Raw genomic sequence first — 13,870 nt, forward strand, 5'->3', positions numbered from 1 at the left:
CATGGTCAGGATGAGTGCGGAGGAGCGGCGCGAGAGCATCGTCCGCGCGGCGATGTCCGAGTTCGCCCGCGGCGGCTACCACGGCACGTCGACCGAGGCGATCGCCAAGCGGGTCGGTGTCTCGCAGCCGTACCTCTTCCGGCTCTTCCCCGGCAAGCAGGCGATCTTCCTCGCCGCCGCCGAGCGGTGCATCGAGGAGACCCTGCGGACCTTCGAGGGGGCGGCCGAGGGGCTGTCGGGCGAGGAGGCCCTGCGGGCCATGGGGCACGCCTACTCCGAGGTCATCATGGAGCGTCCCGAGCGGCTGATGATGCAGATGCAGATGTACCTCACCGTGGGCGCCGCCGAGGAGGCGGGCGACGTCGCGTTCGGCGAGGTCGTGCGGGCCGGCTGGATGCGGCTGTGGGACACGGTCCACGCGCTGATCGGCGGCGACGTCGCCGAGACGGGCGAGTTCATGGCGAAGGGGATGCTCATCAACTCCCTGGTGGCCATGGGATTCCCGCCCGGGCACCGGGTCTGGGAGGGTGTGTACGGGGCGAGCGGTGCCGAGGGGCGGGGAAGGCCGTGAGCGCGGGGAAGGGGGTCGCGCTCTTTCTTTTGGCCAAAAAAGTTAGTCATCAATAACTAACCAAGATTCAGTGGCAACCTCTGGGGGAGTCATGTCACAGCGGACCTCACGCCGCGGGGGAGCGGCCTGGGCGCTCGTCATCACCAGCGCGGCCGGATTCATGGCCGCCCTGGACAACCTCGTCGTCACCACCGCCCTGCCCGCCATCCGGGAGGACCTCGGCGGAGCGCTCCACGACCTCGAATGGACGGTGAGCGCCTACACGCTCACCTTCGCCTGCCTGCTGATGACCGGCGCGGCCCTCGGTGACCGCTTCGGCCGCCGCAGGCTCTTCCTCGTCGGCACGGCCGTCTTCACCACGGCCTCCGCCGGCGCCGCCCTGGCGCCCGGCATCGGCGGCCTCATCGCGGCCCGCGCGGTCCAGGGCGTCGGTGCGGCGATCATGATGCCGCTGACGCTCACCCTGCTGACGGCCGCCGTACCCGCCGCCAGGCGCGGCATGGCGTACGGCGTCTGGGGCGCCGTCAACGGGCTCGCGGTGGCCTCCGGGCCGCTGGTCGGCGGCGCCCTGACCGAGCACATCTCCTGGCAGTGGATCTTCTGGCTGAACGTGCCCCTGGGCCTCGCCCTGCTGCCTCTTGCCCGCCTGCGGCTCGCCGAGTCCCACGGCACCGGCGCCCGGCTCGACGTACCCGGCACCCTGCTCGCGAGCGGCGGTCTGTTCGGGATCGTCCACGGCCTGGTCCGCGGGCCCGTCGACGGCTGGACCGACACCGTGGTCCTCCTGTCCCTGTTCGCCGGGGCCGCGCTGCTCACCGGCTTCGTCCGGCACGGCGTCCGGGCCGAGGACCCGGTGCTGCCGATGCGGCTGTTCCGCTCCCGGGCCTTCGCGGGGATCAACGCGGCGAGCCTGCTGATGTTCCTCGGCGTGTTCGGCTCGGTCTTCCTGCTCAGCCAGTACCTCCAGGGCGTCCTCGGCTACTCGCCCACCGAGGCGGGGCTGCGCATGCTGCCCTGGACCGGCATGCCGATGCTCGTCGCGCCCGTCGCCGGCCTCCTGGCCGACCGCCTCGGCGGCCGGCCGGTCGTCGCCGCGGGCCTCTTCCTCCAGGCCGCGGGACTCGGCCATCTGGCCCTCGTGATCACCACGGACGCCTCCTACGCCGTCCAGTTGCCCGGCCTGGTCCTCAGCGGCATCGGCATGGCCCTGTTCTTCGCCCCCGCCTCGCACCTGGTGATGTCCAGCGTCCGCAGCCACGAACAGGGCGTCGCCTCCGGCGCGAACAACGCCCTGCGCGAGGTGGGCGGGGCGCTCGGCGTCGCGGTGATGGGCTCGGTCTTCTCCGCCCAGGGCGGCTACGAGACCGCGCCGGCCTTCGTCGACGGCCTGCGGCCCGCGCTCGTCACCGCGACCGCGGTGGTCGCGGTCGCCGGAGCGGCGGCGCTGCTGATCCCGGCACGCCACCGGTCCGGCCCGGCCGCCGCGGCCGACGGCGGGGTCGACGACGGGGCCGACGGCAGGACCGGGGCGGTGCCCGCACCGGCCGCCGAAGCCGCCTCCCACTGACACCCGGACCGCAGCGACGAAAGGAGCCCGTCATGCCCACCCTTCCCTGGATCACGCCGAACCCCCCGCCGCACGCCACCGCCGACGTCCACGTCTTCGCCTCCCGCTTCGAGACCCGCACCCTGGGAGGAGCGCTCCGCTTCCTCCTGCGGACCCCCGGAGTGTGGCGGCAGGTGAGCCGGGCGCCCGGCGCGTACGGCGCCACCCTGAGGGCCCGGCCCCTGCGGCGGACCTTCTGGACCCTGTCCGCCTGGGAGTCGCCCCGGGCCCTCGAGGCGTTCGCCCGCTCGGGCGCCCACGGACCGGCGGCCGGCGGCCTGACCGCGCAGATGAGGGACGCGAAGTTCGTCGCCTGGACGACGAGCGCCGACAGCCTCCCGGTGGACTGGGACGAGGCGCTCCGGCGCCTTGGACGAACCCACGCGCGCGTGCGGCGCGGAACGGGCGTGAACGGCCCCCACGCGCGCGTGCGGGCGCGGAGGTGAGCGTCGTACGGCGACGCGCGTGTGCGGGCGCGTAGGTGACCCAGACCGTGTACCGGCCAGAGGTGAGGGCCTTCACGCGCGCGTGCGGCGCGGAACGGGCGTGAACAGCTTCCACGCGCGCGTGCGGGCGCGGAACGGCCGGCCCGTTCCGCGCCCGCCGCGCTGTCGGCGCCGTCTCGTAGTCTTGGGCGCGTGCAGGAACTCCACGACGCCCCCCTCGCCCCGCTGACCACCTTCCGGCTGGGCGGTCCCGCGACCCGGCTGGTCACCGCCACGACCGACGCCGAGGTGATCGCCGCCGTCCGCGAGGCCGACGACACCGGCACGCCCCTGCTGGTGATCGGCGGCGGCTCCAACCTGGTCATCGGCGACAAGGGCTTCGACGGCACCGCCCTCGCCGTCGCCACCAAGGGCTTCGCCCTCGACGGCACCCGGCTGGAGCTGGCCGCCGGCGAGGTCTGGACCGACGCCGTTACCCGTACGGTCGAGGCGGGACTCGCGGGCGTCGAATGCCTGGCGGGCATCCCCGGCTCGGCCGGCGCGACCCCCATCCAGAACGTGGGGGCGTACGGCCAGGAGGTCGCCTCGACCATCACCGAGGTCGTCGCCTACGACCGCGCCTCCCGCGAGACGGTCACCCTGACCGCCGATCAGTGCGCGTTCTCCTACCGCCACAGCCGCTTCAAGGCCGAACCCGACCGGTACGTCGTCCTGCGCGTCCGCTTCGCCCTGGAGGACGCCGGCGGGCTCTCCGGGCCGGTCAAGTACGCCGAGACCGCCCGCGCCCTCGGCGTCGAGCCCGGTGACCGCGTCCCCCTGGAGGCCGCCCGCGAGACCGTGCTGAAGCTGCGCGCGGGCAAGGGCATGGTCCTCGACCCCGAGGACCACGACACCTGGTCGGCCGGGTCGTTCTTCACCAATCCGATCCTCACCGACGAGGAGTACGCCGCCTTCCACGCGCGCGTGCGGGCACGGCTCGGCGACGGCGTGCAGCCGCCCGCCTATCCGGCGGGGGAGGGCCGCACCAAGACCTCCGCCGCCTGGCTGATCGACAAGGCGGGCTTCCCCAAGGGCTACGGCACCGGACCCGCCCGGATCTCCACCAAGCACACCCTCGCCCTCACCAACCGGGGCACCGCCACCACCGAGGACCTGCTCGCCCTGGCCCGCGAGGTCGTCGCCGGCGTCCGCGACGCCTTCGGGGTGACCCTGGTCAACGAGCCGGTGACCGTCGGCGTCAGCCTCTGACCCGTACCGGACCGGTCTCAGTAGGCGACCCCGACCGCCCGCCGTACCGTCGCCGGGTCCGCGACGGACGCCAGCATCGCGTGGGCCACGTCCGCGCGGGCCAGGGAGCGGCCCCTGGCCGGGGTGCCGCCGACGACCCTGCGGTACCGGCCGGTGCCCGGCTTGTCCAGGAGCCGCGGCGGGCGTACGACCGTCCAGTCGGCGGCACTGGCGGCCAGATCCGACTCCATCCGGCGCAGGTCGCCGTAGACGTCCCCAGGACCTTCCAGAGCAGGGCGCGCAGCGCGCGGTCCACGAGGCCGTCGCCGTCCGCCGCCGGGCCGACCGGCGAGGCGCTCACCACCACCAGGCGCCGTACCTCCTCCGCGGCCATGGCCGCCGGCACCGTACGGGTCAGCCGGCTCGTGACGCCGGCCTCCTTCCGGGTGCGGGCGCCGAGTCCGGAGAGCACCGCGTCCCGTCCGGCGACCGCGGGCCGCGGCCGCCCGGCGTCGGACGGATCCGCCCGGCACGCCTCCGGCCGCTCACCGGCCACCGGCGGCCGGAGCGGGTCCCGTACCGCCGCCGTGACCCGGTGCCCGGCGCCTGCCGGACGACCTCCCGGCCCGCACCGCCGGTGGCCTTGACGGCGGTCAGCCGCGTGTCCCGCCTCCGCCGCCCGGCACCCGGCTGCCGTCCGTCAGTCCCCGCCGGGAGGCGCCGCCCCGATCCAGGCGTCCACGCCCGACAGCAGCTTCGTCTTCACGTCCTCGGGGGCGGCCGAGCCGCGCACCGACTGCCGGGCCAGCTCGGCCAGTTCGGCGTCGGTGAAGCCGTGGTGGCGGCGCGCGATCTCGTACTGCGCGGCCAGCCGGGAGCCGAACAGCAGCGGGTCGTCCGCGCCCAGCGCCAGCGGCACCCCCGCGTCGAACAGCGTGCGCAGCGGGACGTCCTGCGGTTTCTCGTAGACGCCCAGGGCCACGTTGGACGCCGGGCAGACCTCGCAGGTGATCTGCCGGTCGGCCAGCCGCTTCAGCAGCCGGGGGTCCTCCGCGGCCCGGACGCCGTGCCCGATCCGGTCGGCCGCCAGGTCGTCCAGGCAGTCCCGCACCGAGGCCGGGCCGGTCAGCTCGCCGCCGTGCGGCGCGGAGAGCAGCCCGCCGTCCCGGGCGATGGCGAAGGCCCGGTCGAAGTCGCGGGCCATGCCGCGCCGCTCGTCGTTGGAGAGCCCGAAGCCGACCACGCCCCGGTCGGCGTAGCGCACGGCGAGGCGGGCCAGCGTACGGGCGTCCAGGGGGTGCTTCATGCGGTTGGCTGCCACCAGCACCCGCATCCCGAGCCCGGTCTCCCGCACGGTGGTGTCCACCGCGTCCAGGATGATCTCCAGCGCCGGGATCAGCCCGCCCAGGCGCGGCGCGTACGAGGTCGGGTCGACCTGGATCTCCAGCCAGCCCGAGCCGTCCTTGAGGTCCTCCTCGGCGGCCTCCCGCACCAGCCGCTGGATGTCCTCGGGCTCTCTGAGGCACGAGCGGGCCGCGTCGTAGAGCCGCTGGAAGCGGAACCAGCCGCGTTCGTCCGTCGCCCGCAGCCTCGGCGAGTGGCCGCCGGACAGCGCGTCGGTCAGGGCGTCGGGCAGCCGGACACCGTGCTTGTCGGCGAGTTCCAGCAGGGTGGCGGGCCGCATCGAACCGGTGAAGTGCAGGTGCAGATGGGCCTTCGGCAGCTCAGAGACATCACGTACGCGCTCCATCCGAGGATCTTGCCGTACGACGTGCGGGTCCCGGTAGCCGGTTGCCCGGACGTGGTCTTGCTCGCACAAAGGAACGGGGACCACCCGGAACGTTCCCAGGTGGTCCCCGACACGACAGCAGGCGTCAGTCCCTGGCCTCCGCCAGCAGCTTCTGGACGCGGCTGACGCCCTCGACGAGGTCCTCGTCGCCGAGCGCGTAGGACAGCCGCAGGTAGCCGGGGGTGCCGAAGGCCTCGCCGGGGACGACCGCGACCTCGGCCTCCTCCAGGATGAGCGCGGCCAGCTCGACCGTGTCCTTCGGGCGGCGGCCGCGGATCTCCTTGCCGATCAGCGCCTTGACCGACGGGTAGGCGTAGAACGCGCCCTCGGGCTCGGGGCAGAGCACACCGTCGATCTCGTTGAGCATCCGCACGATGGTGCGGCGGCGCCGGTCGAACGCCTCGCGCATCGTGGCGACGGCGTCCAGGCTGCCGGAGACGGCGGCCAGGGCGGCGGCCTGGGAGACGTTGGCGACGTTGGAGGTGGCGTGCGACTGGAGGTTGGCGGCGGCCTTCACCACGTCCTTGGGGCCGATGACCCAGCCGACCCGCCAGCCGGTCATCGCGTACGTCTTGGCGACACCGTTGACCACGATGCACTTGTCGCGCAGCTCGGGGACGACCGCCGGAAGGGAGACGGCCGTGGCGCCGCCGTAGACCAGGTGCTCGTAGATCTCGTCGGTCAGCACCCACAGGCCGTGCTCGACGGCCCAGCGGCCGATGGCCTCGGTCTCGGACTCGGAGTAGACCGCGCCGGTCGGGTTCGACGGCGAGACGAAGAGGACGACCTTGGTCTTCTCCGTGCGGGCCGCCTCCAGCTGCTCGACGCTGACCCGGTAGCCGGTCGTCTCGTCCGCGACGACCTCGACCGGGACACCGCCGGCCAGCCGGATCGACTCCGGGTACGTCGTCCAGTACGGCGCGGGGACGATGACCTCGTCGCCCGGGTCGAGGACGGCGGCGAACGCCTCGTAGATGGCCTGCTTGCCGCCGTTGGTGACGAGGATCTGGGAGGCGTCGACCTCGTAGCCGGAGTCGCGCAGCGTCTTGGCGGCGATCGCGGCCTTCAGCTCGGGCAGGCCGCCGGCCGGGGTGTAGCGGTGGTACTTGGGGTTCTTGCAGGCCTCGACCGCCGCCTCGACGATGTAGTCGGGCGTCGGGAAGTCCGGCTCACCGGCGCCGAAGCCGATCACCGGCCGCCCGGCGGCCTTGAGGGCCTTCGCCTTGGCGTCGACGGCGAGGGTGGCGGACTCGGAGATCGCGCCGACTCGGGCGGAGACCCGGCGCTCGGTGGGAGGGGTTGCAGCGCTCATGCACCCCATCGTTCCAGACCGGAAACCTGCCCGGCACACGGGTTTCACGGACTGAACAAGTCCGGACACAGCTGTGAACAACAGTCCGGAACCACTCTCCGGCCAGGGCGATCTTCGGTCATCCGGGGCGCGTCCGGTCCCTTACCGGTGCTTTCTGTTCGACGCCCGGCGCCGAACCACGTACACTCACACCTCGTCGGCCTCCAGCAGCCCGCGCTCACCCGGTGCCCACCAGGCATCCGAGTGGATGCGGTACGTTGGGGGACACGCAAAGGGTCGTAGCTCAATTGGTAGAGCACTGGTCTCCAAAACCAGCGGTTGGGGGTTCAAGTCCCTCCGGCCCTGCTACACACACCTTCGCCAGGATGTGTGCGCATGTACGTACAGCAATGCACCGCCGTGCGGCTCAGACCGGGCGCGGCACGGCCACGACCCGGAATCAGGTGAGGACGAGTGACGGACGCCGTGGGCTCCATCGACATGCCTGATGCCCAGGACGAGGCGCCGGACTCCAAGAAGAAGCAGCGCAAGGGCGGCAAGCGTGCCAAGAAAGGCCCCCTGAAGCGTCTCGCGCTCTTCTACCGCCAGATCATCGCGGAACTCCGCAAGGTGGTCTGGCCGAGCCGCAATCAGCTGACGACGTACACCACTGTGGTGATCATCTTCGTCGTCATCATGATCGGCCTGGTCACCGTGATTGACTATGGGCTCAGCCACGCCGCCAAGTACGTCTTCGGCTGACCCGCGAGCGAAGAGCGCCGAGGTACCCGGCGCTCCTTTCGCGTGTTCCACCCCTATGTATCCAGGAAGAAGCAGCCACCGTGTCTGACCCGAACGTGAACGACGCCCTCGAGCCGGTCGAGTCCGTCGAGGACGAGCTCGACGCCGTCGAGGGCGCGGACAACGAGGACACCGCGGCCTCCCCGGAGGCCCAGGCTGCCGACGCCGCCGCGGACGAGACCGCCGACGAGGTCGAGGCCCCCGAGTCCGACGAGGACGGGACCGCCGACGAGGTCGAGGCCGCCGAGTCCGACGAGGACGCCGCCGACGAGGCGGAGGCCGAGGCCGAGCCGGACATCGACCCGGTCGAGAAGCTCCGCCAGGAACTGCGCGTCCTGCCCGGCGAGTGGTACGTCATCCACACCTACGCCGGCTACGAGAACCGCGTGAAGACCAACCTGGAGCAGCGCGCCGTCTCGCTCAACGTCGAGGACTACATCTTCCAGGCCGAGGTGCCGCAGGAAGAGGTCGTCCAGATCAAGAACGGCGACCGCAAGACGATCCGCCAGAACAAGCTGCCCGGTTACGTCCTGGTCCGCATGGACCTGACCAACGAGTCCTGGGGTGTCGTCCGCAACACCCCCGGCGTCACCGGCTTCGTCGGCAACGCCTACGACCCGTACCCGCTGACCCTGGACGAGATCGTCAAGATGCTCGCCCCGGAGGCCGAGGAGAAGGCCGCCCGCGAGGCCGCCGAGGCCGAGGGCAAGCCGGCCCCGCAGCGCAAGGTCGAGGTCCAGGTGCTGGACTTCGAGGTCGGCGACTCGGTCACCGTCACCGACGGCCCGTTCGCCACGCTGCAGGCCACGATCAACGAGATCAACGCCGACTCGAAGAAGGTCAAGGGCCTCGTCGAGATCTTCGGCCGCGAGACGCCGGTCGAGCTCTCCTTCGACCAGATCCAGAAGAACTGACCTTCTGGCTCACACACGTCCGAGCAGGTCAGACGGTCGCTCCGGCGAGCGTCTGACCTGCTCGGTTTTCAGCCGCACAGCTATACCCGCTATCGTTGTGCGGTATGCCTGCGTCCGAGTTGTCGCCCGGACGCGGGCAGGACCCGAACCGAAAGGACCCGGAGAGCCATGCCTCCCAAGAAGAAGAAGGTCACGGGGCTCATCAAGCTCCAGATCCAGGCCGGCGCCGCGAACCCGGCCCCGCCGGTCGGCCCCGCGCTGGGTCAGCACGGCGTGAACATCATGGAGTTCTGCAAGGCCTACAACGCCGCGACCGAGTCGCAGCGCGGCTGGGTCATCCCGGTGGAGATCACGGTCTACGAGGACCGCTCCTTCACCTTCATCACCAAGACCCCGCCGGCCGCGAAGATGATCCTCAAGGCCGCGGGTGTGGAGAAGGGCTCCGGCGAGCCGCACAAGACCAAGGTCGCGAAGATCACGCGTGACCAGGTCCGTGAGATCGCCACCACCAAGATGCCCGACCTCAACGCCAACGACCTGGACGCCGCCGAGAAGATCATCGCCGGCACCGCCCGTTCCATGGGCGTCACGGTCGAGGGCTGACCTCCACCCCCGTAAGCCGGCCGCGCGGCGACAGCCGCGAGGCCAGGACAGCGTGGTAGGGCCTGCTCGGCCCGGACCACAACTCCTCTCAAGCCACAGGAGCAGTAGTGAGCAAGCGCAGCAAGTCTCTCCGCGCTGCGGACGCCAAGATCGACCGGGAGAAGCTGTACGCCCCGCTCGAGGCCGTCCGTCTCGCCAAGGAGACCTCCACGACCAAGTTCGACGGCACCGTCGAGGTCGCCTTCCGCCTGGGTGTCGACCCGCGCAAGGCCGACCAGATGGTCCGTGGCACCGTGAACCTCCCGCACGGCACCGGCAAGACCGCCCGGGTCCTGGTCTTCGCGACCGGTGACCGTGCCGAGGCCGCGCGTGCCGCGGGCGCCGACATCGTCGGCGCCGACGAACTGATCGACGAGGTGTCGAAGGGCCGTCTGGACTTCGACGCCGTCGTCGCCACCCCGGACCTCATGGGCAAGGTCGGCCGCCTCGGCCGCGTCCTCGGCCCGCGCGGTCTGATGCCGAACCCGAAGACGGGCACCGTGACCCCGGACGTGGCCAAGGCCGTGACCGAGATCAAGGGCGGCAAGATCGAGTTCCGTGTCGACAAGCACGCGAACCTGCACTTCATCATCGGCAAGACGTCGTTCGACGACACCAAGCTGGTGGAGAACTACGGCGCGGCCCTGGAGGAGATCCTCCGTCTGAAGCCGTCCGCCGCCAAGGGCCGCTACATCAAGAAGGCCGCCATCAGCACCACGATGGGCCCCGGCATCCCGGTCGACTCCAACCGCACCCGCAACCTCCTCGTCGAGGAGGACCCGGCCGCGGTCTGAGCCGACGGCTCGCCCCACCGGTTCACGGGCCCGCACCCCTGTCAGGGGTGCGGGCCCGTCCCCGTTTCCGGACCGGCTGGACAGCCCGGCAGGGCGTCAGCCAGTGCCCGGGCCACGACCACCGGAAGCCGGTGTCAGCATCAATGTCAGTGCTCTGCGTCAGCTTTCTGATACGGACGGGTGGGGCGACGGCTGGGGGCGGGTGACGGCGGTGGCGGGGACGGACGCGCGGTGGCCGGCGGGGCGGACCGTGCTCACGGTGGCCGCGGTGATCGCGGTGCTGGTGGCGGGCGTGACCGCCTGCGGCCCGCCGGCCGACGGCGGCCGGCCGGCCGCCTCCGTGCCGGCCGCCGTGACCGCCGGGCTGCGCGCGGCCGAGCGGGCCACGGCGGCGGCCCGCTCGGCCCGGGTGGGGTCCACGACGCGGATCGGCTCCGCGGTCTCCCTGACGGCGGACGGCGTCCTCGGCTGGACCGAGGGGGTCACCGGCACCCTGACCCTCACCTGCACCGGCGGCGCACTGGCCGACAGCATGCGGCAGCTGGGCGGCGCCTCGATGGAGGCCCGCTATCTGCCCGACGCGTACTACGCGCGCATGGGCGACGCCTTCGCCGCGCGGACGGGCGGCCGGCACTGGGTGAGGTACGCCTACGACGACCTGGACGACCTGGCGGGCGGCTCCGGAGCGGAGCTGGGGGACCCGGATACGGGCCGCGACCCCCGACCGCTCCCTGGAGCTGCTGCTGGCCTCGCAGGACGTGCGGGAGGTCGGCGCGGAGCGGGTGCGCGGCCGGCTCACCACGCACTACGCGGGCACGGTCCGCGACACGGACGCCGGTGTCACCGGCCAGACCGTCGAGGTCTGGATCGACGACCGGGACCTGCTGGTCAAGAAGGTGGAGAGGGCGACCACGGCGGACGGCGAGCTGACGCAGACGGCCCACTACCGCGACTACGGCGTACGGGTCCGCGCCGAGAGACCCCCGGCGGACGACACCCGGGAGGTGGCGGAGCTGCTGGGCGGGGCGGTCCCGGAGGGGGAGGCGGAGCGTCCGCTGGGATAAGCTCACAGGGTTTTCAAACGATCAACAAAATCTTCCTAGTGTCTCACGGGGGAATCGATGGAGCTCGGTATACGCAAGCGGAGCGGGGCCACCCTCGCCGGGGTCGCGGCGCTGGTGCTGGCCGGCGGTGCCGTCGGCTGCGGCGCGGAGAAGGACGGGGCCGCGGCGCGCACGGTCCACCAGGTGATCACGGCGGCGTACGAGAAGACCGCCGAGGCCAAGTCCGCCCAGGTCGAGTGGACCATGTCGATGCCGGCCTCGATGGGCGGCGGCGGCGACATGACCATGAGCGGCGTGATGGGCTGGGACCCGACCGTCATGGACCTGACGATGAAGGGGTCCGCGTTCGCGGCCGCCGGGGCGGACGCCCCCGAGCAGATGCGCATGATCTGGCAGGACAACGTCATGTACATGGACATGGGGGCCGAGGCCGCCAAGGACATGGACGGCAAGCGCTGGATGAAGTTCGACCTGGCCGCCGCGGCGGAGCTGACCGGGGACGAGGCGCTGACCGAGGAGATGACGTCCGGCCTGGAGAACCTGGACCAGAACCCGGCCGAGCAGCTCGCCCTGCTGCTGGAGTCGCCCAACCTCAAGCACGTCGGCACCGAGAAGGTCGCCGGAGCCGAGGCCGACCACTACAAGGGCACGCTCACCGTCAAGGAGATGATGGCGAGCAACAAGAGCCTGGACGTGCTGGAGACCGCGGAGCGCAAGCAGCTCCTGGAGAACATCGAGAAGGCCGGCATCGAGGGGTACGACACCGAGGTGTGGGTCAACGAGGACGACCTGCCGGTCCGTATGGACGTGACCATGAAGTCCGCCCAGGGCGACGTGGACATGAGCATGAAGTTCTCGGACTACGGGGCCAAGGCCCAGGTCGAGGTGCCGCCGGCCAGTGAGACCGCCGACCTGTTCGAGATGTTCAAGGAGCTGGGCGAGTCCCTGGGGTCGCTGGAGGGGCTGGACGACGCGACGGCCGACGCCGCCGGCTCCACCGAGGACCTCGACGAGGAGCTGGCCGACCTCGAGAAGGAGCTGGCCGAGCTGGAGGATCTGACCTCCTCCGGCGCCTGAGCCGCTCCCGCCCCGGTCGCGACGACGGCCACCGACCGGATTTGCCTGCCGGCGATCCGGTCGCGTACTCTCCTCGAGAAGCCAAAGACCGCTGGTCGTTGCCGCACGTTCGCAAGAAGGTGCGGTGGCCGAAGGATCCGCTGAACAGCGGACGACCCGCGCAGGTGTCAGTGGAGAAGCTCCCGACGGAATCCGTACCGTGCGCGTGCGGAGGAAAAATCGGTCGAGCTACGCCCCGTGCGCCTGCGCCGGGGCGTTTCGTTTTCCCCAGTCCTCCTTCGGGTCCGCGCGGTCCGAATCACCCGGAAGGAGGCCGAGGCTCTATGGCGAGGCCCGACAAGGCTGCCGCGGTTGCCGAGCTGACGGACCAGTTCCGCAACTCGAACGCCGCCGTGCTGACCGAGTACCGCGGTCTCACCGTGGCGCAGCTCAAGACGCTGCGCCGGTCGCTCGGTGAGAACGCCCAGTACGCCGTGGTGAAGAACACGCTGACCAAGATTGCGGCCAACGAGGCCGGGATCACGACGCTGGACGACTACTTCAGTGGTCCGACGGCTGTCGCCTTCATCACCGGTGACCCGGTGGAGTCGGCGAAGGGTCTGCGCGACTTCGCCAAGGACAACCCGAATCTCGTCATCAAGGGCGGTGTCCTTGACGGCAAGGCGCTGTCCGCCGACGAGATCAAGAAGCTTGCGGACCTCGAGTCCCGCGAGGTTCTGCTCTCCAAGCTGGCCGGTGCCTTCAAGGCGAAGCAGTCCCAGGCTGCCTCCGTCTTCCAGGCGCTGCCCTCGAAGCTCGTCCGCACCGTGGACGCGCTCCGTGCCAAGCAGGACGAGCAGGGCGGTGCCGAGTAATTCGGCTCGCTTTCTGACCCGCGCCGCCTGAGCGGCAACGGTCGCAGCGGGCCCGACGTCTACGCAGTAATGCCGTAAGGCACACGCCCGCGTCACCCAGTACATCCGGCACCCCCTGCCGAATAGTGGAAGGACCGCCATCATGGCGAAGCTCAGCCAGGAAGACCTGCTCGCGCAGTTCGAGGAGATGACCCTCATCGAGCTCTCCGAGTTCGTGAAGGCCTTCGAGGAGAAGTTCGACGTCACCGCCGCCGCTGCCGCGCCGGTCGTCGTCGCCGGTGGTGCCGCTGGTGGCGCCGCCGCCCCCGCCGAGGAGGAGAAGGACGAGTTCGACGTCATCCTCACCGGTGCCGGCGACAAGAAGATCCAGGTCATCAAGGTCGTGCGCGAGCTGACCTCCCTCGGCCTGAAGGAGGCCAAGGACCTGGTGGACGGCGCCCCGAAGCCCGTCCTGGAGAAGGTCGCCAAGGAGGCCGCGGAGAAGGCCGCCGAGTCCCTCAAGGGCGCCGGCGCTTCCGTCGAGGTCAAGTAAGACCTCCGCGACCGCGTCGGCGGCCCGTAGCGCGGTAAACATTCCGCCAGGGCTGTAACGCGTACGCACCGAGGAGCGATCATCCATCCGGGTGGTCGCTCCTCGTCGTTCCCGGACCCTCGCCGTGGTCGCCTTGCGACGGTGTGTGTGCGAGGTATGGTGATCTTCGTTGTGTCTTCGAGCGCCCCGGTTCGGGCAAGGGGGGCCTTGACGAACCGCACGCAGCGCGCAATTCTCAGGACGCGTCGTCACAAACGATCCG

12 protein-coding genes, 1 tRNA gene and 3 pseudogenes are annotated in these 13,870 nt (G+C 71.3%); 13 read left to right on the plus strand and 3 right to left on the minus strand.

All coding sequences use genetic code 11. From position 1 onward, the window contains the following. The first annotated feature begins 1 nt into the window (after position 1). From ACY1JF_RS00855 to ACY1JF_RS00870, 4 genes and pseudogenes are all read left to right on the plus strand, one after another. On the plus strand, positions 2-571 hold the full coding sequence (locus ACY1JF_RS00855) for a TetR/AcrR family transcriptional regulator (RefSeq protein ID WP_462703004.1): 570 nt from the start codon (positions 2-4) through the stop codon (positions 569-571). Between the two features lie 91 nt (positions 572-662). Then, on the plus strand, positions 663-2,138 hold the full coding sequence (locus ACY1JF_RS00860; protein WP_462703005.1) for an MFS transporter: 1,476 nt from the start codon (positions 663-665) through the stop codon (positions 2,136-2,138). 32 nt (positions 2,139-2,170) lie between these two features. Then, positions 2,171-2,548: pseudogene (locus ACY1JF_RS00865) on the plus strand (hypothetical protein); the annotation flags it as partial. 267 nt (positions 2,549-2,815) lie between these two features. Beyond that, on the plus strand, positions 2,816-3,871 hold the full coding sequence (locus ACY1JF_RS00870) for a UDP-N-acetylmuramate dehydrogenase (RefSeq protein ID WP_462703006.1): 1,056 nt from the start codon (positions 2,816-2,818) through the stop codon (positions 3,869-3,871). Positions 3,872-3,888: 17 nt separating this feature from the next. On the opposite strand, the pseudogene ACY1JF_RS00875 reads toward ACY1JF_RS00870, so the two are convergent. The 3 genes and pseudogenes from ACY1JF_RS00875 to ACY1JF_RS00885 form a co-directional block, all read right to left on the minus strand. After that, positions 3,889-4,507: pseudogene (locus ACY1JF_RS00875) on the minus strand (NAD(P)-dependent oxidoreductase). Between the two features lie 43 nt (positions 4,508-4,550). Next, positions 4,551-5,600, minus strand: a complete 1,050-nt coding sequence (locus tag ACY1JF_RS00880; RefSeq protein WP_462703007.1) for an adenosine deaminase — start codon at positions 5,598-5,600, stop codon at positions 4,551-4,553. Positions 5,601-5,724: 124 nt separating this feature from the next. Beyond that, complete coding sequence (locus tag ACY1JF_RS00885) at positions 5,725-6,951, minus strand: pyridoxal phosphate-dependent aminotransferase (RefSeq protein ID WP_462703008.1); 1,227 nt, start codon at positions 6,949-6,951, stop codon at positions 5,725-5,727. A gap of 272 nt (positions 6,952-7,223) precedes the next feature. On the opposite strand from ACY1JF_RS00885, the gene ACY1JF_RS00890 reads away from it, so the two are divergent. The 9 genes and pseudogenes from ACY1JF_RS00890 to rplL all read left to right on the plus strand — a co-directional run bounded on the left by ACY1JF_RS00890 (position 7,224) and on the right by rplL (position 13,608). Continuing rightward, a tRNA-Trp gene (locus ACY1JF_RS00890) sits at positions 7,224-7,296 on the plus strand. Between the two features lie 108 nt (positions 7,297-7,404). Beyond that, positions 7,405-7,692, plus strand: a complete 288-nt coding sequence (gene secE, locus ACY1JF_RS00895; RefSeq protein WP_190206132.1) for a preprotein translocase subunit SecE — start codon at positions 7,405-7,407, stop codon at positions 7,690-7,692. Between the two features lie 80 nt (positions 7,693-7,772). After that, a complete protein-coding gene (gene nusG, locus ACY1JF_RS00900) occupies positions 7,773-8,645 on the plus strand; it encodes a transcription termination/antitermination protein NusG (RefSeq protein ID WP_462703009.1) in 873 nt (290 codons plus the stop codon). Between the two features lie 168 nt (positions 8,646-8,813). Continuing rightward, entirely contained in the window at positions 8,814-9,248 is a 435-nt protein-coding gene (gene rplK / locus ACY1JF_RS00905) for a 50S ribosomal protein L11 (protein WP_006130605.1), read from the plus strand. A 107-nt stretch (positions 9,249-9,355) separates the two neighbouring features. Then, positions 9,356-10,081 carry a 50S ribosomal protein L1 gene (gene rplA, locus ACY1JF_RS00910; protein ID WP_189417949.1) on the plus strand — a complete coding sequence of 242 codons (726 nt, stop codon included), beginning with the start codon at positions 9,356-9,358 and terminating at the stop codon, positions 10,079-10,081. A gap of 211 nt (positions 10,082-10,292) precedes the next feature. After that, positions 10,293-11,145: pseudogene (locus tag ACY1JF_RS00915) on the plus strand (SCO4651 family lipoprotein). 57 nt (positions 11,146-11,202) lie between these two features. Continuing rightward, positions 11,203-12,222 (plus strand): SCO4651 family lipoprotein, encoded by a 1,020-nt coding sequence (locus ACY1JF_RS00920; protein WP_462703011.1) that lies wholly within the window; start codon positions 11,203-11,205, stop codon positions 12,220-12,222. Between the two features lie 323 nt (positions 12,223-12,545). Beyond that, entirely contained in the window at positions 12,546-13,076 is a 531-nt protein-coding gene (gene rplJ / locus ACY1JF_RS00925; protein WP_215164921.1) for a 50S ribosomal protein L10, read from the plus strand. Positions 13,077-13,218: 142 nt separating this feature from the next. After that, positions 13,219-13,608: a 50S ribosomal protein L7/L12 gene (gene rplL / locus ACY1JF_RS00930; protein ID WP_462703012.1), complete on the plus strand. Its 390-nt coding sequence runs from the start codon at positions 13,219-13,221 to the stop codon at positions 13,606-13,608. Positions 13,609-13,870: the final 262 nt, after the last annotated feature.

The organism is Streptomyces sp. SYSU D01066-1 (assembly GCF_054956795.1).